Source organism: Mycobacterium sp. IEC1808, from assembly GCF_002101935.1.
In the GTDB taxonomy this organism is placed as follows: Bacteria; Actinomycetota; Actinomycetes; order Mycobacteriales; family Mycobacteriaceae; genus Mycobacterium.
Window position 1 is genome coordinate 129,144 of record NZ_LQPV01000011.1, and the last position, 18,048, is coordinate 147,191.

20 protein-coding genes are annotated in these 18,048 nt (G+C 68.2%); 9 read left to right on the forward strand and 11 right to left on the reverse strand.

Going from position 1 to position 18,048, the window contains the following annotated elements; all coding sequences use genetic code 11:
- Positions 1–29 precede the first annotated feature (29 nt).
- Positions 30–815 (reverse strand): SDR family NAD(P)-dependent oxidoreductase, encoded by a 786-nt coding sequence (locus tag AWB92_RS07270; protein WP_085184706.1) that lies wholly within the window; start codon positions 813–815, stop codon positions 30–32.
- A gap of 136 nt (positions 816–951) precedes the next feature.
- Between AWB92_RS07270 and AWB92_RS07275 the strand changes: the two genes are divergently transcribed.
- Positions 952–1,929, forward strand: coding sequence for an amidohydrolase family protein (locus tag AWB92_RS07275; RefSeq protein WP_085184707.1), 978 nt, complete (start codon positions 952–954; stop codon positions 1,927–1,929).
- On the opposite strand, the gene AWB92_RS07280 is transcribed toward AWB92_RS07275, so the two are convergent.
- Positions 1,926–2,873, reverse strand: a complete 948-nt coding sequence (locus AWB92_RS07280) for an oxygenase MpaB family protein (RefSeq protein ID WP_085184708.1) — start codon at positions 2,871–2,873, stop codon at positions 1,926–1,928. The genes AWB92_RS07275 and AWB92_RS07280 overlap by 4 nt on opposite strands.
- 106 nt (positions 2,874–2,979) lie before the next feature.
- On the opposite strand from AWB92_RS07280, the gene AWB92_RS07285 reads away from it, so the two are divergent.
- The 3 genes from AWB92_RS07285 (at position 2,980) to AWB92_RS07295 (ending at position 5,827) form a co-directional block, all read left to right on the forward strand.
- Positions 2,980–3,573 (forward strand): TetR/AcrR family transcriptional regulator, encoded by a 594-nt coding sequence (locus AWB92_RS07285; protein ID WP_085184709.1) that lies wholly within the window; start codon positions 2,980–2,982, stop codon positions 3,571–3,573.
- Positions 3,574–3,608: 35 nt separating this feature from the next.
- Complete coding sequence (locus AWB92_RS07290) at positions 3,609–4,994, forward strand: adenylate/guanylate cyclase domain-containing protein (protein ID WP_085184710.1); 1,386 nt, start codon at positions 3,609–3,611, stop codon at positions 4,992–4,994.
- Positions 4,995–5,080: 86 nt separating this feature from the next.
- Positions 5,081–5,827 (forward strand): methyltransferase domain-containing protein, encoded by a 747-nt coding sequence (locus AWB92_RS07295; protein ID WP_085184711.1) that lies wholly within the window; start codon positions 5,081–5,083, stop codon positions 5,825–5,827.
- 3 nt (positions 5,828–5,830) lie between these two features.
- On the opposite strand, the gene AWB92_RS07300 is transcribed toward AWB92_RS07295, so the two are convergent.
- From AWB92_RS07300 to AWB92_RS07310, 3 genes are all read right to left on the reverse strand, one after another.
- Positions 5,831–6,637 (reverse strand): SDR family oxidoreductase, encoded by an 807-nt coding sequence (locus tag AWB92_RS07300; RefSeq protein ID WP_068181120.1) that lies wholly within the window; start codon positions 6,635–6,637, stop codon positions 5,831–5,833.
- 1 nt (position 6,638) lies between these two features.
- Positions 6,639–7,091 (reverse strand): SRPBCC family protein, encoded by a 453-nt coding sequence (locus tag AWB92_RS07305; RefSeq protein ID WP_085184712.1) that lies wholly within the window; start codon positions 7,089–7,091, stop codon positions 6,639–6,641.
- A gap of 242 nt (positions 7,092–7,333) precedes the next feature.
- Positions 7,334–8,026: an SDR family oxidoreductase gene (locus tag AWB92_RS07310; protein WP_068181074.1), complete on the reverse strand. Its 693-nt coding sequence runs from the start codon at positions 8,024–8,026 to the stop codon at positions 7,334–7,336.
- An 85-nt stretch (positions 8,027–8,111) separates the two neighbouring features.
- Here AWB92_RS07310 and AWB92_RS07315 point away from each other — a divergent pair, with 85 nt between their 5' ends.
- Positions 8,112–8,702 carry a CGNR zinc finger domain-containing protein gene (locus AWB92_RS07315; protein WP_241523395.1) on the forward strand — a complete coding sequence of 197 codons (591 nt, stop codon included), beginning with the start codon at positions 8,112–8,114 and terminating at the stop codon, positions 8,700–8,702.
- A gap of 16 nt (positions 8,703–8,718) precedes the next feature.
- Here the strand turns inward: AWB92_RS07315 and AWB92_RS30010 are convergent, their stop codons facing one another.
- The 5 genes from AWB92_RS30010 to AWB92_RS31020 all read right to left on the reverse strand — a co-directional run bounded on the left by AWB92_RS30010 (position 8,719) and on the right by AWB92_RS31020 (position 13,159).
- The gene (locus AWB92_RS30010; RefSeq protein WP_241523396.1) at positions 8,719–8,862 is read right to left on the reverse strand and encodes a hypothetical protein; all 144 of its coding nucleotides are present in this window, start codon (positions 8,860–8,862) and stop codon (positions 8,719–8,721) included.
- A gap of 175 nt (positions 8,863–9,037) precedes the next feature.
- On the reverse strand, positions 9,038–9,883 hold the full coding sequence (locus tag AWB92_RS07320; RefSeq protein ID WP_085184713.1) for an SDR family oxidoreductase: 846 nt from the start codon (positions 9,881–9,883) through the stop codon (positions 9,038–9,040).
- A complete protein-coding gene (locus AWB92_RS07325) occupies positions 9,884–10,648 on the reverse strand; it encodes a DUF2127 domain-containing protein (RefSeq protein ID WP_085184714.1) in 765 nt (254 codons plus the stop codon). It abuts the gene before it with no gap.
- Positions 10,649–10,703: 55 nt separating this feature from the next.
- A complete protein-coding gene (locus AWB92_RS07330) occupies positions 10,704–12,110 on the reverse strand; it encodes an MmgE/PrpD family protein (protein WP_085184715.1) in 1,407 nt (468 codons plus the stop codon).
- Positions 12,111–12,202: 92 nt separating this feature from the next.
- Entirely contained in the window at positions 12,203–13,159 is a 957-nt protein-coding gene (locus AWB92_RS31020; protein WP_085184716.1) for a LysR family transcriptional regulator, read from the reverse strand.
- A gap of 134 nt (positions 13,160–13,293) precedes the next feature.
- On the opposite strand from AWB92_RS31020, the gene AWB92_RS07340 reads away from it, so the two are divergent.
- Complete coding sequence (locus AWB92_RS07340) at positions 13,294–13,866, forward strand: carboxymuconolactone decarboxylase family protein (protein ID WP_085184717.1); 573 nt, start codon at positions 13,294–13,296, stop codon at positions 13,864–13,866.
- A 108-nt stretch (positions 13,867–13,974) separates the two neighbouring features.
- Here the strand turns inward: AWB92_RS07340 and AWB92_RS07345 are convergent, their stop codons facing one another.
- Positions 13,975–14,835, reverse strand: coding sequence for a helix-turn-helix domain-containing protein (locus tag AWB92_RS07345; RefSeq protein WP_085184718.1), 861 nt, complete (start codon positions 14,833–14,835; stop codon positions 13,975–13,977).
- Between the two features lie 217 nt (positions 14,836–15,052).
- On the opposite strand from AWB92_RS07345, the gene AWB92_RS07350 reads away from it, so the two are divergent.
- From AWB92_RS07350 to AWB92_RS07360, 3 genes are all read left to right on the forward strand, one after another.
- Positions 15,053–15,466, forward strand: coding sequence for a nuclear transport factor 2 family protein (locus tag AWB92_RS07350; protein ID WP_085184719.1), 414 nt, complete (start codon positions 15,053–15,055; stop codon positions 15,464–15,466).
- A complete protein-coding gene (locus AWB92_RS07355; protein ID WP_085184720.1) occupies positions 15,467–16,285 on the forward strand; it encodes an SDR family NAD(P)-dependent oxidoreductase in 819 nt (272 codons plus the stop codon). It abuts the gene before it with no gap.
- 427 nt (positions 16,286–16,712) lie between these two features.
- On the forward strand, positions 16,713–18,017 hold the full coding sequence (locus tag AWB92_RS07360; protein ID WP_085184721.1) for a sodium:proton exchanger: 1,305 nt from the start codon (positions 16,713–16,715) through the stop codon (positions 18,015–18,017).
- Positions 18,018–18,048 lie beyond the last annotated feature (31 nt).

An 18,048-nucleotide genomic window follows, 5' to 3' on the forward strand; every position in this document is an offset into this window, starting at 1 on the left:
GCGGCGAACTCTTTGTGACCGGCCCGTTTTCAGCCGTTGCGCGATTGAGCGACGGCCGCCACCATCGCCTCGTTCAGGGCGGCAAAGGTGTCCCGATAGACGCCGTCGCGTTCGGCGCAGCGGAACGGCCTGACCCGCTCGACGATGATCTCGTCGGCCTCCGGTTGCGTCTCCAACAGCTTTATCGTCTCGGCGATGTACTCGTCCAAGGGCATCGCCCTGGGGTCGCTGGTGTCGAATCCCCGGCCGCGCTGCAGCTCCGTCTGCACGTGCGGCGGGATTATCTCGATCACCTGGACCGCGGTTCCGCGGAGCTGGAAGCGCAGCGACTCGGTGTAGGAATGCAGCGCCGCTTTGGTGGCGCAATACGTCGGCGTCACTGCGCTGGGGACGAAGGCGAGGCCCGAGGTGACGTTGAGGATCGCGGCCCGCGGCTTCTTCAGCAGCGACGGCAGCAACGCCGCCGTCAGCCGGATGGGACCCAGCAGGTTGATGGCGACCGTCAGCTCGGCCACGCTGGGGCCGGTCGTGGTGAGGTTCTCGAAGCGCTGGACGCCGGCGTTGTTGACGACGACGTTGACGTCCCGGTAGTGGTCGGTCAGCTCGGTGGCGAACCGGCGGATGTCGGCGGGATCGCCTTGATCCAGCGACAACGTCCGAATGCCCGGGTTGGCCTTCGCGACGTCCTGCAGCAGCTCACGGCGCCGTCCGGCGATGACAACCGTATTTCCGAGTCGGTGAAACGCCTCGGCAAGGCCGCGCCCGATCCCGCTGCCGCCGCCGGTTACCAGCACCGTGTTGCCCGTCATCTGCATGGCCGCTCCCCTCCTTCGGTTTCGCCTACCCCCTCACTTTCGTGCTTTCGGGGACCGATGGGTAGACCCCAGGGCGGATTGACGTGCAGACCGCGCAATACTGCACGTCATGCCCCACCACGGATGAGGGAGGCCGATGCGCTACATCGCGTTGGAGGAAGCGTTTTTCGTCACCGAACTGGCTGACCTGCAGCCGGCCCATCAACGACTGATGCAGCTGCTGAAACCCGAGTTCGCCGAGCGGTACGAACGCCGGCTGCCCGACTTCACCGAATACCGGCTGGCGGAGATGGACGAGGCCGGCATCGACATGCAGGTCTTGTCGCTGACATCCCCGGGTCTGCAGGTCGACATCGACGCCGAGCGGGCGCGCACCAACGCCCGGTTCGCCAACGACTACCTGGCGAAAGTCATTGCCCGGCATCCCGATCGGTTCCGCGGCTTCGCCGCCTTGCCGCTACAGGACCCGGCCGCCGCGGCGGCGGAGCTGGAGCGCGCCGTCACCGAGGACGGGTTGTGCGGTGCACTGGTCAACGATTGCATCAGCGGGCCCGGCGGTCGGTATCTGGACGCGCCCGAATACGACGAGTTGTGGTCCGCGGTGGAATCCCTTGGGGTGCCGATGTATTTGCACCCGGGCGCACCGCCGGCGGATCGCTGGCGTGTGATCGACGGGCGCCCGGAACTGTACGGGGCGACCTGGAGCTGGGCCGCCGAGGTCAGCGGGCACGCACTGCGGCTGGTGTTCGGCGGCGTGTTCGACCGGCATCCGGGAGCGACGCTGATCCTGGGGCATATGGGTGAGTTCCTGCCGTTTCAGCGCAGCCGGCTGGACTCCCGCTACGCGACGATAGCGACGACGACTCCGCTGCAGCGCCCGCCGTCGGCGTACCTCGGCACCAACATCGTCTTCACCAACAGCGGGGTGTTCTCCCCGGCGGTGATGCTGGGAGCGGTGCTGGAGGTCGGCGCCGACGCCGTGATGTTCTCGGTCGACTATCCCTACGAGTCGTCCCGGGAGGCGGTCCAGGGATTCGAGCGGACGACGCTGTCCGCGCCCGACCGGGAGAAGATCGCCCACGGCAACGCCGAACGGCTGCTGCGCATCGGTTAAGCCGCCCGTTCGGAACGGAAATTGTGCAGCTTGCGCGGGTCGACGCCCGCGCGGCGCCACGCCGCGGCCGCCCACGGCAGGTAGATGAACGACACGGGCAGCCGGTTGATCAGCGGATTGAGCGCCCGCATCGCGGCGGCGAACCGCTGAAATCGCTTCTCCTTCTTGGCATCCCACTGCAGCCGGCACACCTCGCGCATCTGCGGCGGCAGGGTGCCGACGAGCACCAGCCGGGTATAGGCGTTGAGCGGCGCGGACAACACCTTCCAGACCGGCCTGGGAACCCCGCGCGGGCCCGGGATCCCCTTGCGGATGTAACCCGTGCCGTACAGGACGGTCTTATGCGGGACGAACCGCTCGAGCATCTCGTCCCAGTAGGCGACGAACTCGTCGTACGTCTGCGGCTGGCCGCGGTCGCTCACCCCGTAGAGGCCGTACCAGACCTTGCCCTCGTTGAAGATCTGCTCCTTCTCCGCGCGGGACAACCGGCGGATGAACGTGTCGGCCGTGTAGATGACCTGATCGACGAAGGTGGCGTGCGCCCAATAGAACAGTTCCGGATTGAGCGCGTGATATCTCGAGCCGTCGCTGATGGTGCCCTTGATCGGCTTGTGGAAGTCGCGGACCTTGCGGCCCCACTCGTGCGGGTCGGCGGAGTAGACGGTCTTCATCAGGGGCGGCGCCGTCCGCTTGGCCCGGCCCAACGTGTCGCTGAAGATCACCGAGTGATCGAGCACGCCCTGGGCGAGCTGTTCGATGCAGTTCTCCACGCCGGCCGTGCGCTGAAACCCGAAGAACTGGGTGCGGTGATCGCCGTAGAACTTCCACGTCAACGACTCTGGCCCGAGCCGGGGAGCCGAGTCGGCGACGTCGTCGTCGACCGGCATGGGCACCGCCTCGCGTACGCCGGCGTCGAAATCCTGCTCCGCCCATTGCGCCGTCATCCCAACCTCCTGGCCCCACAAATCGGGTTGTGAACCACAGAAACAAATGCGTATCTTTGTGTCACGTTAGCACGCTCCGCCGAGATCGCCCTGGGGGTCGTTATTGATGCAGAACCACACCCGCGACGGCACTCTCGGCGAGCTCACCGACGTCGACCGCACCATCCTGGAGACCGCGCGAACGGTCTTCGAGACCTACGGCGTGCGCCGGGCCAACATCGAAGACGTCGCGGCCCGCGCCGGAGTCAGTCGCAGCACCATCTACCGGCGCTTTCCGACCAAGGACGACCTGTTCGAACACGTGGTGCGGCGCGAGGCCGAAAACTTCTTCGGCACGCTCCACCGGGCGACCGAGGGCTGCACCCCGCAAGAGGCCGTGATCGAGGCGTTCACGCTCGGGGTGCGGCTCGTCGGAGACTCCCGGCTTTATTCGCGGATCGTCGAAAGCGAGCCCGAGCTGCTCGGCCTGTTTTCCCGGTCCCATGTCTTCCCGATTCGCCAATTCGCCGACGGGATCGCGCACACGCTGCGGCGTTGCGGGGCCGACATCCCAGACGCCGACCTGGCCGACATCGCCGACGTCCTGCTGCGCGTCGCTTTGGGCATCATCGTGTTCCCCACCGACCGGCTCGACACCTCGGACCAGGCGGCCGTGCGCGACTACGCCGCCCGCTACCTGGTCCCGATCATCGGCCGCTAGCGGACTTGTCGGTGCGCTGAATTAGCCTTGGACTCGTGCCTGGATTTTCTGGGACACCGCGAACCCGATACGCCAGTTGCGGCGACACGGACATCGCCTACCAGGTTTTCGGCGATGGGCCGATCGACCTCGTGCTGCTGCCCGGGCCGTCTATCCCGATCGACTCGGTGGACGCCGAGCCGTCGATGTACCGTTTCCACCGCCGGCTGGCGTCATTCGCCCGGGTGATCCGGCTCGACCAGCGTGGGATCGGGCTGTCGTCCCGCGTCCCCTCGATCGACGTGATCGGACCGGAATACTGGGCGAAGGACGTCGTCTCCGTCATGAACGCGGTGGGGTCGGAGCGGGCCACGATCGTGGCGCCGGGCTTCACCTCGATGACTGGGCTCGTGCTCGCGGCCGAGTACCCGGAACGGGTCAGCAGCCTGGTGATCATCAACGGCGCCGCCCGCACGTTGTACGCGCCCGACTACCCGATCGGCGCCCAGATCGAGGCCCTCGACCCGTTTACCACCCTCGCGATCGACCCCGACGCCATCGCCCAGGGCTTCGACATGCTGGGCATCATCGCTCCCAGCGTCGCCCGCGACGACGCGTTCCGCGCCTGGTGGGACGCCGCCGGCAACCGCGCCGCCTCCCCGAGCATGGCGCGCGCGATGATCCTGACCATCCGGCAGGCGGACGTGCGCCACACGCTGCCGAAAATCACGGCACCGACGCTGATCCTGCACCGCGCCGACTCCGACTTCACGCCGGTCGCGCACGGCCGGTACCTCGCCGAGAACATCGCCGAATCGCGGCTCGTTGAGCTACCGGGCGACGACACCTTGTACTGGGTCGGCAACACCGGGCCGATGCTCGACGAGATCGAAGAGTTCATCACCGGCATGCGGGGCGGTTCCGACGCCGAGCGGCTGCTGACCACGATCGTGTTCACCGACATCGTCGGCTCCACCGAACGGGCCGCCCTGCTCGGGGACGGTCGGTGGCGCGACCTGCTGGACAACCACGACACCATCATCCGCCACGAACTGCAGCGGTTCGGGGGGCGTGAGGTCAACACCGCGGGCGACGGGTTCGTCGCCACCTTCCCCAGCCCCAGCGCCGCACTCGCCTGCGCCGACGACATCGTCGAGGCGGTGCGTGTGCTCGGCATCGAGGTGCGGGTGGGGGTGCACGCCGGCGAGGTCGAGGTACGCGGCGCGCTGAAAAACGACATCGCCGGCATGGCGGTGCACATCGGCGCGCGGGTGGCGGCGCTCGCCGAGGCCAGCGAGGTGCTGGTGTCCTCGACAGTGCGCGACATCGTGACCGGCTCGCGCCACAGGTTCGCCGACCGCGGCGAGAGCGCGCTCAAGGGCGTGCCGGGTCAGTGGCAGCTCTGCGCCCTGGTGCGCGAGCGCGCCGCCGTCAGGCAGTAACGAAGGGCGCGGCGTAGGCTGCCAACAGGGGTATGCCGGAGCTCCACTCTTGCTGCACGGCTTGATTTTTGATCGAAGGAGTACGCGTGACCGACGTGCACGTCTCGCTACCGCCCGCGCTGCGCCGCGCGCTGGATCTACTCGCCGATCCGCCCGCGGACCCGGACGTCAGCAGGGGCTACCTGGATCTGCTCGGCGCCGGATCGGCCGAGGACGACGCCGTCGAAAAGAACACCGGCCCGATACAGGCGGCCTGGGCATCACCCATCGGGTCGATGCTGTACGACAACGCACAAGCCCTGTCGCGCCGGCTGATCAGCGCGTGGCAACTGCCCATCGACTGGTTGAGCATCCCGCCGGGCGGTGTGGCGCTCGACGTCGGCTCGGGCCCAGGCAACGTCACCGCGTCGCTCGCGCGCGCGGCCGGTCCCGAGGGACTAGCCCTGGGTGTCGACATCTCCGAGGCGATGCTGGCCCGCGCCGTCCGCAACGAAGCCGGGCCGCAGGTCGGCTTCATCAAGGCGGACGCGCAACGACTTCCGCTGCGCGACAACACCGTTGACGCGGTGGTTTCGATGGCCGTGCTGCAGCTGGTTCCGAATCCGGCGGCGGCACTGGCCGAGATGGCCCGGGTGTTGCGGCCGGGCGCGCGGCTGGCCATCATGGTGCCCACCGTCGGGCAGGCCGCCAGGTTTTGGCAAAAGCTGCCGAACGTGGGGGCGCACGTATTCGACGACGACGAAATCGGCGACATCCTGGAAGACAACGGATTCGTCAGCGTGCGGGTCAAGAACTACGGCACGTTCCAGTGGGTGCGCGGTAAGAACGGCTGAGCCTCAGCCCCGTTTGAAGGCCGGATGCCCGCGCCTCAGCACCGGCAGCAGCAGCTCGGGGGGCGCGACCCGGAAGAAGGCCGACGCCACCCGGTTGACGCGGCCGGGCACGACGACGGCCTTGCCGGCCGCGAGCCCGTCGATTCCGGCCTGGGCCACCTTGTCGGCGGGCACCCACATCACCCGCGGCAGCGCCGATTCGGCCTCCTCCTTGGAGAAACCGGCCGCCTCGCCGAATCCGGTGTCCACCGGCCCCGGGCACAGCGCCGTCGCGCCGACCCCGGTGCCGCGCAACTCACCGCGCAGGCTGTGGGTGTAGGACAACACGAACGCCTTGGCGGCGCCGTACGCCGCCTGGCCCGGCAGCGGACCGAACCCGGCCACCGATGCCACGTTCAGCACGGCGCCCCGATGGCGCTCGACCATTCCGGGCAGGAACCGGCTGCACAGGTCCACCACCGCGGCGACGTCGACCTCGACGAGATTGAGTTCTTGCTCCGGAACGGATTTCGCGACCAGGCCGAGCGTCGAGAGGCCCGCGTTGTTGACCAGGATGTCCGGAATCAGACCGAGGGCCGCGATGCGGTCTGGCAGGGCAGCCCGTTCGCTTCGATCGGACAGGTTGGCCGGCAGCGGGTGCGCCGGCGCGCCCAACCGCGCGGCCAGTTCCTCGAGACGGTCGGCCCTGCGGGCCACCAGCACCACCTGATAGCCGCGCCGCGCGAGTATCCCGGCGAACTGTTCGCCGATACCCGACGAAGCGCCGGTGACGATCGCGGCGCTGTCGGCGCCCGGCGGCGGGAGGGCCATGTCAGCCGTCGCTTGCCTGGGCGAGCGTGGCGAGCCGGTCGATCGACTCGCGCAGCATGTCGGAAGTCGTCGAGCTCGCCCTTTCGATCCGGGCGCGGTCGGTCAGCTCCGTCCAGTCGTAGGTGTGCGTCACGCTGGTGAGGGTCGCGTTGATCGGCTGCAGTTCCCAGCGCCACAGGTGGCCGGGCGGCAGCTTCTTGGGTTCTGCTGGACGCCAGGCGATTTTCGTGCCTTCGATGAACTCCACCACGTGGTTCTCCCGCACGGCGCCGTTGGTCAGCGTCATCTTGAACACGTCGCCGACCTGGCGGACCCGTTGACCGGGGGCGGCCGAGGCGAGGTTGTTGTTACCGTCCCAGCTCGGCTGCTGAGCGGGATCGGCGATCAGTTCGAAAATCCGCTCGGCGCTCGCCGAGATCACGCGGGTTGCGCTCACGATGCGTTCCGGTTCCATGTCGCCATCCAAACATGCCCGCCCTTGCGGGGTGGATGTGACTTTCGGCCGGCCGCCTTCGGGACCTTCGGCCGTCGTGGCGCTCCCGGTTGGGCTGGCATCGTGATCGGTGCCGGGGGAACCCGGTGGCCTGTCCGAAGTGCAGCAAGCCCATTTTTGGGTGAGGCCCCCACGGCCTGCTTGACCCACCGTCACAAGACGGGGATCTGCCTTCGGACAGGCCATTTACCTGCCCGCCTCGGTTAGCCGACCCGGAGCGCCTCGACCGGTCCGGACAGCGCGGCCTTCATGTAACGGGTGTCGTCGTCGGCCAGCACCTCTGCGTCGCCCCGCTCGATACCGTCGACGATCTGCCGCGCGACGTCGCGTGGGTCGTTCTTCGGCGCGTCGAAGCCGGCGGCCATATCGGTGTCGGTGAAGCTCAGGTGCGCGCCGGTGACCAGGGTGCCTTGCTTTTCCAGCTCGATGCGCAGCGAGTTCGTCGCCGCCCACAGGGCCGCCTTGGAGTCGCCGTAGCCACCGAACCCCGCGACCCAGGACAGGATCGAAAGGGTGTTGACCAGCGCTCCGCCACCGTTGTCGGCCAGGATCGGGGCGAACGCCTTGGCGACCCGAAGGGCGCCGAAGTAGTTCGTCTCGAACACCTCGCGCACCTCCTCGATGTCGCTGCCGAGCAACTTCGACGCACCGATGATTCCGGCGTTGTTGATGACGATGTCGGCGTCGGACGCCGTAGCAGCCAGCGCCGCAACGGAATCCGGCTTGGTGACGTCCAGCTCGAGGGCGACCACCCGCGGGTCCTCGCTGGGCTTGGGCGCCCTCGCCGTGGCGTACACCTTCGCCGCGCCCCGCTGCAGGAACTCCTCGACGATGGCCTTGCCAAGCCCGCGCTGCCCGCCGGTTACCACGACCGTCGAGCCATTGATGTTAACCATGATGCGTACTCCTTGACGTAGTTGAAAGCGTTTTGCCTCTGTCACCATAGTTGACGCTCGCGACATAGGCAAGTATCTTTTGAGTATGTCTACCGAATGGCGTGCATCACAGCGCTATCAGCTCGCTCCGGCGCCCGGCGGCCTGGGCCTGGTCCAGGACTTCCTCAACACCGTGCGCATCGGAGAATACGGCCCGGACCTGCTTGCCGACGCGGCCGTTGCCGGCGACTGGGCGGCCGGCGCCGTCCGGACATGGGCGACCGCGCGCGGGCTGGACGTGCAGCCGCCGCCGCTCGGCGACGCGGACGTGGCGAAGCTTCGCGCCCTGCGCGACACGATCGCACGGCTGGTCGCGGGGGAGCCGCAGACCGGACGCGCGGCGGGCGTGGCCTCGGCCTCGTTGACGCTGTCGGAGACCGGCGAGGTACGGCTCGAGCCCGCCGGAACCGGCTGGCGATGGCTGGCGTCGGCCCTGTGGGGAGAGATTCTGCTCAGCCAGCGCGACGGCACGTGGCGGCGGGTCAAGCAATGCCACAACCCCGGCTGCGCGTCGACGTTTTACGACCGCTCAAAGAACAACAGCGGGGTGTGGCACGACGTGAAGACGTGCGGGAACGCCGCAAATTTGCGGGCTTCGCGGGCTCGCCGACGCGAACGGGATCGCGCCGGCGCCTAGTTCGGCGCGCCGGCCCTCAGCAGCGCTCGACCCCCTTCGGCATGATCCGCGCGGGTGAACCCGCTTGGCGCGGCCTGCTTCTCAGCACGGCCTGCAGGGCGACACACGCCCGCGCCTTGATCGGGGTGACTACGTCGAGGCTGGTCGGGCTCTGGCTCATCAAGTGCTGCAGTGTTGGCACAGTTGCCGTCCTTGTCCGTCCCTTGTCCATTCGGCCAGTTCGCCGACTCATTGAATTGCACCCCAGCGGTTTTACGGGCGCGCCGCGCCGCGGTAAACGTCGCGAAAAGCCGCGTTGTGGCGTAAGGCACATACTCGGTGGCGCAGCGGGCTCGTCACATGCCGGTCCTGAACCGCCGCAGATAGCCGAACAGCCGGCGCGCCGGCAACGCCTTCGGCCAGTCGTCGGCGCGGAAGTACGCGTCGGTCCCGCCGTCAACAAAAACGATGCTGCCGCAAAGGAAGTCGGCCGAATCGGATAGCATGAAACGCATCCAGTCGGCCAATTGCCCGGCGTCTCCGAAACCGCCGACCGGTACCGGGAACGATCGGACCGCTTTGGCCTGCCTGGGGTCCGCCAGCTGCTCTTGCAGCATCGGCGTCATGATGGCGCCCGGCGCCAGGGCGTTCAGGCGCACTCCCGAGCCGGCCCATTCCGGCCGCACCGCGTGGCGTCGGACCCAACGTGCCACGGCGATTTTCGAGGCCGCATACATCATCGTGGGCGCGGCCGGCCCGAACGGCCGCACGGATCGCACCGCCCGGTCGGCATCGTGCGCGAGCAACGCGCGCACCGTCCGGCCCGGTACCGCAGGCACCGTCGTCGTGGAGTTGCTGGAGACGACGACGACCTTGGCGCGGTCAGCCGCGGCCAGCGCGGGGCGCAATGCGACGAGCAGTTCCACCACGCCGAGGTAGTTGACCTGGGCGATCAGGCGCGCCCGATCCCGGCCCCGGCTCGGGCCCAGGCCGGCGGCCAGCACGGCGCCCTCGAGCCTGCCGCCGCAGGCCGCCAGGATTCCGGCGGCGGCCGCCTCGCGGCCGTGCGGCGTCGACAAGTCGGCGACCACCTCGGCGTCTTTCACATCGACTCCGATCACGGTGTGCCCGTCGGCCCGCAGCCGCTGCGCGGCCTCGCGGCCCATCCCGGACGCCGATCCGGTGATCGCATAGGTGCCCATTCAGGTCGCGGTGGCGGCGCGCTCGACGTCGAGCAGCTGCTCGCCGCGGCGCTCCTCGTCGTAGGCCTTGCGACCGCCCCGCAGGCCGAACAGCCGCTTCGATACCAGCAGATAGATCACGGCGGCCACGTTGATCGTGAAGGTGACCAGGCGGGTCATCGTGATGCCCTTGGCGAGGTCATGGATTTCCAGGGGCAGGAACACCGAGGTGGCCACCACCGCGAAGTACTCGCCCCAGCGCTTCAGCAACCACAGGCCGACGCCCTCGATGACCTCGATCAGCGCGTAGCCGACCAGCATCAACGTCAGCAGCGCCAAGGTGGACGGCTTGGCGGCCAGCGCCTTTTCCAGCTCGTGCACGATCGTCATCTGGTCGACCTTGAACCCGGCCGCGCGGAAGATCGGCAGGTCACGGTCCAGGGTGGCCTGGATGGCCCCGCGGGCGCCGCGAAATTTCCAGACGGCATACGCGGCCAGCGCGATCACCACGGCCCGAAACAGCCGTTCGACCGCGAGCGCACGGATGATGATGGCCTGGCGTAAAGCTTTGCCGCGCATGATCATCGGGGCGTCGTCGGCGTGGCCGCGGCCGTGTGGTTCGCCGACGGTGAATTCACCGCAGCGCAGGCAACGCCAGACTTCGCCCAGCCCGGTGGTGCCGCTGAGCCGCTCGGCCAGCCCCTTCTCGTCCGGCGCGTACGTCACGTGCCCCGCCAGCGCGCAGGTGATCAGTTCCCACCGGTTGATGCCGCGATCTTTGCGCATGGCCGATCATTGAACGCCCGCAGCGAACCATGCAAGGGGACGCGCGCAGCGAGCGTCAGAAGCGTGCCCTGCTGCGGCGACGCCGGGCGCTCGGGCTGACCGCGCCGAGGAGGGCGGCGAACTCGGCGACCGGGATCTCGTCCAGGCGATCGACCGCGGCGACGATGTCGTCGCGCAGCGCCTCGTCGCAGAACGGCTCGGCGAGCCAACCGAACTTGTCGACGACACGCTCCCAGGACATCGGCCGGGTGGGCGATCCCTCGTAATCGCTCTGCTCCCGGCTGAATTCCCGCCCGTCGCGCGTGAGCACGTGCACGCGGGCCGCGGTGCGTTGCGGGTAGTCCGCGGTCAGGTCGGGCGCGGGCTTGAGGTCGACCCGGGCCAGCAGGTCCTGAACGTCGCCGCGCAACAGGCGGTCCGACTCGATCTGTCCGGGACCGACACCCCCGTCGAGCAGCGCAACCGCGCTCAGGTATTTCAGGTTGTAGTCGGCCTGCTCCTTGGTCAGCGGGTGATCCTTGGCGCCGTACGCTCCCCCGCCGGCGAAGTCGTAGGCGCCCTGGAAGACCTCGAGCCTCACCCGCGCGACGTCCTCGCCGCGCAGGTCGTTATCGCCGCGGATCGCCAAGACCGCGTCAATGATGGCCTGCCCGTGGATAAGTGAGCAGTACTGCTTCAAGTAGGTCTGCTCGACGCAGGCAAGTGCGCGGTCGGCGGTGTGGAAGTCAATCGGCTGATCGAAGAGCTGCACCAGGCCGTGCGGGCCTTCGAACAGCGATTTGGGTCCGGTGACGCCGCGGGCGGCCAACATCGTCGTGTATACCGCGCGCATGCCGGTTATCGCGGGCGAGATGCCTTTCCAGTTCGAGACCGGTTCGGCGTGCACGGCCGCCAGGGACACGTTGTCGACGGTGGCGGCGGCAATCGCGTTGGCGGTTTGCTCGGCGTCGAGCCCCAGCAGTTTGGCCGATCCCGCCGCGACCGACATCGCCAGTTGCAGTGCGTGATTGAGCCCGCGCGCCATCACGGGAACCTGGGCGCTGAACCGGCATTGGATCTCGTAGGCGAGCGCGAGCGCCAGCAGGAAATCCGCCCCGGTGGCGTTCACATGCTCGGCCACCGCCAGGATCGCACCGAAGTTGTCGGCCGGATGGCACAGTCCCCCCATCGTCAGATAGGTGTCGAGCAGATCCGGATAGCGCACCAGGACCGCGTTGAAGAACGCCGCCTGATCGACCGAGGCCCGGCCGCCACCGACGAGCGTCGCGGTGGGGACCCCGCTGAACTGGTCGGTGTGTTCGCGAATCGTGGTGATCAGCTCACCGTCCAGCGAGCCGACGGCGCAGGCGACGCTGTCCAGCACGTTGCGTTTCAGCAAGGCCCGGGGTTGCCCGCTCAGGTCCTCTTGTTGGGCGCCGACGACAAAGCCGGCGAGCTCGTCGACAACGTAGTTATGCGCCATGGGGTTTCGTCCTCCCGTCGTTGACTCCACTGAAGCGCCGCAACGACACGGAAGTCCAGGACCGATCTCTTACCAGTGCTCGACGGGAGTTCCTACCGCAGTTCGGCGGCCGAGGCGAGGGCGTCGCGGTGCGGGTCGTCGGCGGGAGCCCACCACCGGTCGGTGGGCGGGGTGAGCCAACCGTGCCCCCGCGCGGTCGTCAGCAGCGCGTCCACCACCCCACGCACACCGGCCCGATCATCGTCTTGGCGGTGCAACAACGACCACGTCCACAGGGGTGTCGGCGCGGCGACGGGACGCTCGCCCAGGCTGGGCGGAATGACCGCGGTATGTCGCTTCGGTGAAGCGAGCACCGGGGCGCCGATCCTGCGCACATGGGCGTAAAAGGCGTCACCCGTGACGCCGCCGTCGTCAATCCTGACGATCCGCGCGCCCGTGTGGGCCGCGAACTCCTCGGCGAACCGATTCCACGACGACCATGCCGACTCGTCGGCGTCGACGAGGACCTTGACCCGTTGCGCGGCAATCGGTTCCGGTGATCCAACGCCGGGAAGCACGGCCTGCAGGGGTTCGACACGCAGCAGGTGTGCCGTCAGCCCGCGTTGCTTGACCTGCTCGGCGGTCACCCACGCCAGCGCGACATCGAGCGTGCCCTCCGCCACTCGGTCGGCCTGCGCGTGCGACGGCAGCACCCATTCATCGACTCGCAGCGCCACCTCGGGCCCGAGCAAGCTGGTGATGTCGTCGGGCAGCCAGCTGACGTAACCGAGCCGCACCGGCGTGCTTTCGGCCGCCGCCAGCTGCAGTCGACGCTTGGCGTCGTCGGCCAGGGCCAATATCCTCCGCGCGTCCGGCAGCAAGGTGCGTCCGGCTTCCGTCAGCCGGACGCTGCGCCGGTCTCGCGCGAACAGCTCGGCGCCCAACTCGCGCTCGAGGGCGATGATCTGTTGCGAGAGAGCCGGTCCCGAGATGTGTTTCCGCCTGGCCGCCCGACCGAAGTGCAACTCCTCGGCAACCGCCACGAAGTAGCCCAGCTGCCGCAGTTCCATGAGACGAGCTTAAGTGGCTCTACCTGCGGTAGGAAGCGTGACTTAGCACTGGTCGAAAGCCCGTCGTGGACTCGTCGGCGTTCCGGGGATTGGCTGGGTTAAGACAACCGCGATCACGTAGGGGGAGGGAGCCGGTGCGACTTCCGCTGTTGCCACCGAGCGGTTTGACCGCCGCACAGCAAGCCCTGTACGCCGACATGCGCGCCGTAATCGACAGCGGCTTCGGCGAACTCATTGCCTACCGCGGCGACGGCGCGCTGGTCGGGCCGTTCAACGGTTGGCTGCATTTTCCCCAATTCGGCTCGTCGGCTTGGGCTTTCAACAGATCGCTGTGGGAGCATGCCGTGCTGCCCGGCAGCGTCCATCAATTGGTCATCCTGGTCACCGCCGCGAAGTTCGGGGCGCGGTACGAGATCTACGGGCATGAGTACTTCGCACGCCGCGCGGGGCTGTCCGACGACAAGATCGCCACCGTCGCCGCCGGTGGGCGCCCCGCCGACCTGACCGGCGACGAACGCGCCGCGTACGACATGGCGGCCGCGCTTAACCGCGGCGGTGTGCTGCCCGAGACCACCTACCGACGTGCCGTCGCGCGGTTCGGCGAGCAAGGGGCCGCCGAGATCGTTTTTCTGGTGGGCTGCTTCTCCATGGTTGCCGTGACGCTCAACGCCTTCGACGCGGGAGTTCCCGGCCGCGAGGAGACGTAGCGCCCATCAGGCCGGGAGACGGCGGCTCTGCGGCATACCGGGATGCCGACGAGACGGGCTGTACTGCAGGTGTTTTGGTGATGACGCTCTGATATCCGGATCGCTGACTTAGACGGCGCGATCCACCGCATGCCGTTGCGATCGCGTGATCGCCGCCGTTTCGTCGGTGAGCTTCTCGCCGATGAGCCGGATCTGCCTCGCGCTGAGCGGGCACAACGGATGCACGGCCAGCATCAGGGCGGCCTGCCCACGATGGTCGAAGACCGGCGCGGCGATTGTGACCACGGGTTGCTTGCGCCGGCCGGGGTTGTCGTCGGAGAGGAAGCCGATGGTGGTGAACTCGACCAGCAGCTGATCCAGAATGTGCCGCACGGGAGTCGGCATCTCGTGCTGATCCAGCGTCCCGACCGCCTGGACGGCCTGCGCCAGCGCGGGCGTCGTCCAGTCGACGTCGAAGCCCCGCTCCCGCGTGTGCTCCAGTACGCGTTCGAGGCGCTGAGTGCGATCGATGTTGTCGCCGGCGCCGCGACGGATCCATGCCCGTTGCTCCTCCTCCCCGTCCCACGCCGCGAGGGCGACGCCGAACGGCGGGGCGTAGGGGATCCGATCACCCGGGATGCCCGCGGGCTGCGTCGCGGGGTCGCCCTCGAAGGCGGTCACGACCAACGAGTCACCGAATCGCTCGACCACAGAACCGGCGTAGCCGACTTCACGGGAGAGTCGCAGCGCCGCGGAACGCGCGGCGTGCGCCAGGGGACGCGCGGTGTCGGTCCGCGCCGCCACCACGGCCAGCGCGGGACCCAGGGTGAACGTCTTCGTGACGGGGTCGCGGCTGACCCAGCCCCGGTCGCACAGCGTCTTGAGGATCGCGTGGGCCGTCGCCTGGGTGAGATCCAACTCGCGCACGACGTCGGAGAAGCGTAGCGGCGCATCCGGGGACCGGGCCAGGAACTCGACCACGTCGAGCACGCGGGCGGTCGGCGCTGACGGCGATCCGCGAATGTCTTGACTCCTCTACCGCGAGGTTCATATGGTTGCACCGAACATTCGAAACTCTATATCGATTATTCGAGATAATAAACGAGGCTGATGCGTTGCTGCCTGGACGAGGTGCCCGGCGCTCGAGCTGGGGCCGCAGATCCCAAGGACCACCGCGCACCGTGGTCCATCCGAATGGAGACGTCCGATGACCGAAAACGGCGATCGGCAGGAGATTTCGGATCTGCTGACTCGTTATGCGACGGGGATCGACCGACGCGACTGGCCGCTGTTTCGAACGGTGTTCACCGAGGACTGCCAGCTCGACTACGGCGAGATCGGCGCATGGAACGGCGTTGACGCCGTCACGGACTTCATGGAGAAGACGCACGCCTTGGCGGGGCATACGCTGCACCGGTTGACCAACCAGGTCATCACGATCGACGGCGACCAGGCCACGGCGCGCACCTATGTCGATGCGCTGATCATGTTCGCCGACAACCAATCCGGTGCCAACGGGATCGGCTTTTACGACGACGACATCGTCCGCACCGCCGACGGATGGCGCATCGCGCGGCGGCGGTTCACCGTGGTGCGGGTGGCTACAGTGGGGACCCCTTAGATGACATTCGCAACCAAGTACGGGCCGTGGGCGCTGGTCGCCGGGGCTTCCGACGGTCTCGGCGCCGCGTTCGCCGCGGGGCTCGCTGAGCGCGGCGTCAACGTCGTACTCCTGGCCCGCCGCCAATCGGAACTGGATCGCGTTGCGGCGGAGATCAATTCCAAGACTTCTGCCGAAACACGCACCCTCGCGATCGACCTCGCGGGGCCGGGCGCGGCGTCGGCGATCGCGGCGGCGACCAGCGATCTGGAGATCGGCTTCCTCGTGTACTGCGCCGGTGCCGACCCGAACTATGAACCGTTCCTTGCCAACCCGATCGAGGCCGCCGAGGCGATGGTGCAACGCAACTGCATGGTGCCGATGCAGTTGTGTCACCATTTCGCGCCCGCCATGGTCGAGCGGGGCAGCGGCGGCATCGTCATCTTCGGGTCCGGCGCCGGGCTGGCCGGCGGGGCGAACATGGTGGCCTACGGCGCGTCCAAGGCGTTCGACATGGTCTTCGCCGAGGCGTTGTGGGCCGAGTTGCACGACAAAGGCGTCGACGTGGTGGGCCTGATCCTCGGCAAGACGGACACGCCCGCGCTGCGCCGGCTCGAGCACAGCCGCGGCCAGATCAGTTCGCCCGACGAGACCCCACCGGGCGCCGTCGCCGTGGAGGACGTGATCGCGGAGGCGTTCGACAACCTCGCGAACGGCCCAACCTGGTTCGTCGGCGACGTCATGCGCGCCGCCGAGCAGCTGGCGAGTTCACTGACGCGCAAGCAGGCGGTCGAACTCTTCGCACAGGCCGCGGCCGCGGCGATGGGCCCGCCGGGCTAGCCGGGGGCGCGCCACGAGATCAGCACCCGGCACCCGACGGGCTCCGCCGGGAACCTTGGAATCCAGCAACGCGTCGTAGTGAATGTTGATGTTCCACGGTTGTCCGGCGGAGTGCACTTCCCCGAAGTTGATCGAGCTATCTGTGCACCCGTCGACACATCCGTGGCCCGAGACGCGGCGGCCCGCGGCGTGGGCAGCTCAAAACGGCACCACAACGCCTAAAAGGTTTGCCAAAGTTTCAGATCAGCCAGCCCGAACTTTTCACCCCGATTGGCGTGGCCAGCGAAGACGGAATGCGTTGTACGGCTCCTTTGCCGATCCCGTCGCGTTGCTGGCCCATGGTTCCGCGGGTACGTTTGGGAGCAGTTCGCCAGGGCATACGAGCCAAGCACCCACCACTGATCGGCACCCCTCTTCGAGCTGAAGGATGACGATGCCGGCCACAGACTCACCCGCCGCCACGGTCGCGGCGACATCGCGGGCGCGGCGGTTCACCCTGACCCGTTCGGCGCTGATCACCGCGACCTTCATCGCCCCGGCGTTGGTCATCCGAATCATCGGCCTGCACCTGGACCCGGTCGCCGCGCTGCTGATCTACGGGTCCGCGGTGGTCGCGGCCAGCTTCCTGCTCGCGTGGGCCGCCGAGACCGCGCAGATCGACGTCTCCGGCGGACTGGCGATCGCGGTGCTGGCGCTGGTGGCGGTGCTGCCCGAATACGCCGTCGACCTCTACTACGCCTACGTTTCCGGCCACGATCCGGATTACACCCAGTACGCCGCCGCCAACATGACCGGGTCCAACCGGCTCCTGATGGGGCTGGGCTGGCCGGTCGTGGTGCTGGTCAGCATCATGGTGGCGCGAAAAGCGGGCAGCCCCAAATCCCGCGGCGTGACCCTCGAGCCCGCCAATCGCGTCGAACTCGGCTTCCTGCTCGTCGCCGGAGTGGTCGCGTTCGTGATGCCCGCGACCGGGCAGATCCACCTGGCGCTGGGGCTGGTACTGCTGGCCTGGTTCGGCTTTTATCTGTACAAGATCGGCCACGGCGACGTGGAGGAGCCCGATCTCATCGGTACCGCGGCCGCCCTCGGGGAGCTGCCCGACCGCACCCGGCGCATCGCCGTGATCGGCCTGTTCGTCACGTCGGGCGCCGTGATCCTGCTGTGCGCCAAGCCGTTCGCCGACAACCTCGTCGCGGCGGGCACCGAGTTGGGCATCGACCGGTTCCTGCTCGTCCAGTGGCTCGCACCGCTGGCATCGGAGGCGCCCGAGTTCATCATCGCGGTCATCTTCGCCTCCCGCGGCAAGGGCACCGCGGCGATCGCCACGCTCATCTCCTCCAAGGTCAACCAGTGGACGCTGCTGATCGGATCGTTGCCCGTGGCCCACCTCCTCGGCGGCGGCGGCCCCTCGCTGGCGCTCGACTCCCGCCAGGTCGAGGAAGTGCTGCTGACGGCGACCCAGACGCTGATGGGGGTGGCGCTGATATTGGGGCTGCGTTTCGGGCGGTTCGCGGCGGGCGCGCTGCTGGGGTTGTTCTTCGTCCAGTTCCCGCTGGTCTCGACGCAGGAGCGGCTGCTGCTCTGCGGTGTCTATACCGCGGTGGCGGTCGTCGGCCTGATCGTCAACCACAGCCACCTGATTGCCACGTTCCGGGCGCCGTTCGTCGGCCGAGCGATCCGCCACACGGGCCACCCGCATCATGAGGGGGAGCGCCCCACGCTCACGGGCTAGCGCGCGATAACCCGGCCCGCGCTGCGAAGGC

Coding starts and splice junctions, on each gene's coding strand:
- AWB92_RS07270 (WP_085184706.1), bottom strand. CDS start 815: ATGCAGATGACGGGCAACACGGTGCTGGTAACCGGCGGCGGCAGCGGG.
- AWB92_RS07275 (WP_085184707.1), top strand. CDS start 952: ATGCGCTACATCGCGTTGGAGGAAGCGTTTTTCGTCACCGAACTGGCT.
- AWB92_RS07280 (WP_085184708.1), bottom strand. CDS start 2,873: ATGACGGCGCAATGGGCGGAGCAGGATTTCGACGCCGGCGTACGCGAG.
- AWB92_RS07285 (WP_085184709.1), top strand. CDS start 2,980: ATGCAGAACCACACCCGCGACGGCACTCTCGGCGAGCTCACCGACGTC.
- AWB92_RS07300 (WP_068181120.1), bottom strand. CDS start 6,637: ATGGCCCTCCCGCCGCCGGGCGCCGACAGCGCCGCGATCGTCACCGGC.
- AWB92_RS07305 (WP_085184712.1), bottom strand. CDS start 7,091: ATGGAACCGGAACGCATCGTGAGCGCAACCCGCGTGATCTCGGCGAGC.
- AWB92_RS07310 (WP_068181074.1), bottom strand. CDS start 8,026: ATGGTTAACATCAATGGCTCGACGGTCGTGGTAACCGGCGGGCAGCGC.
- AWB92_RS07315 (WP_241523395.1), top strand. CDS start 8,112: ATGTCTACCGAATGGCGTGCATCACAGCGCTATCAGCTCGCTCCGGCG.
- AWB92_RS30010 (WP_241523396.1), bottom strand. CDS start 8,862: ATGAGCCAGAGCCCGACCAGCCTCGACGTAGTCACCCCGATCAAGGCG.
- AWB92_RS07320 (WP_085184713.1), bottom strand. CDS start 9,883: ATGGGCACCTATGCGATCACCGGATCGGCGTCCGGGATGGGCCGCGAG.
- AWB92_RS07325 (WP_085184714.1), bottom strand. CDS start 10,648: ATGCGCAAAGATCGCGGCATCAACCGGTGGGAACTGATCACCTGCGCG.
- AWB92_RS07330 (WP_085184715.1), bottom strand. CDS start 12,110: ATGGCGCATAACTACGTTGTCGACGAGCTCGCCGGCTTTGTCGTCGGC.
- AWB92_RS31020 (WP_085184716.1), bottom strand. CDS start 13,159: ATGGAACTGCGGCAGCTGGGCTACTTCGTGGCGGTTGCCGAGGAGTTG.
- AWB92_RS07350 (WP_085184719.1), top strand. CDS start 15,053: ATGACCGAAAACGGCGATCGGCAGGAGATTTCGGATCTGCTGACTCGT.
- AWB92_RS07355 (WP_085184720.1), top strand. CDS start 15,467: ATGACATTCGCAACCAAGTACGGGCCGTGGGCGCTGGTCGCCGGGGCT.
- AWB92_RS07360 (WP_085184721.1), top strand. CDS start 16,713: ATGACGATGCCGGCCACAGACTCACCCGCCGCCACGGTCGCGGCGACA.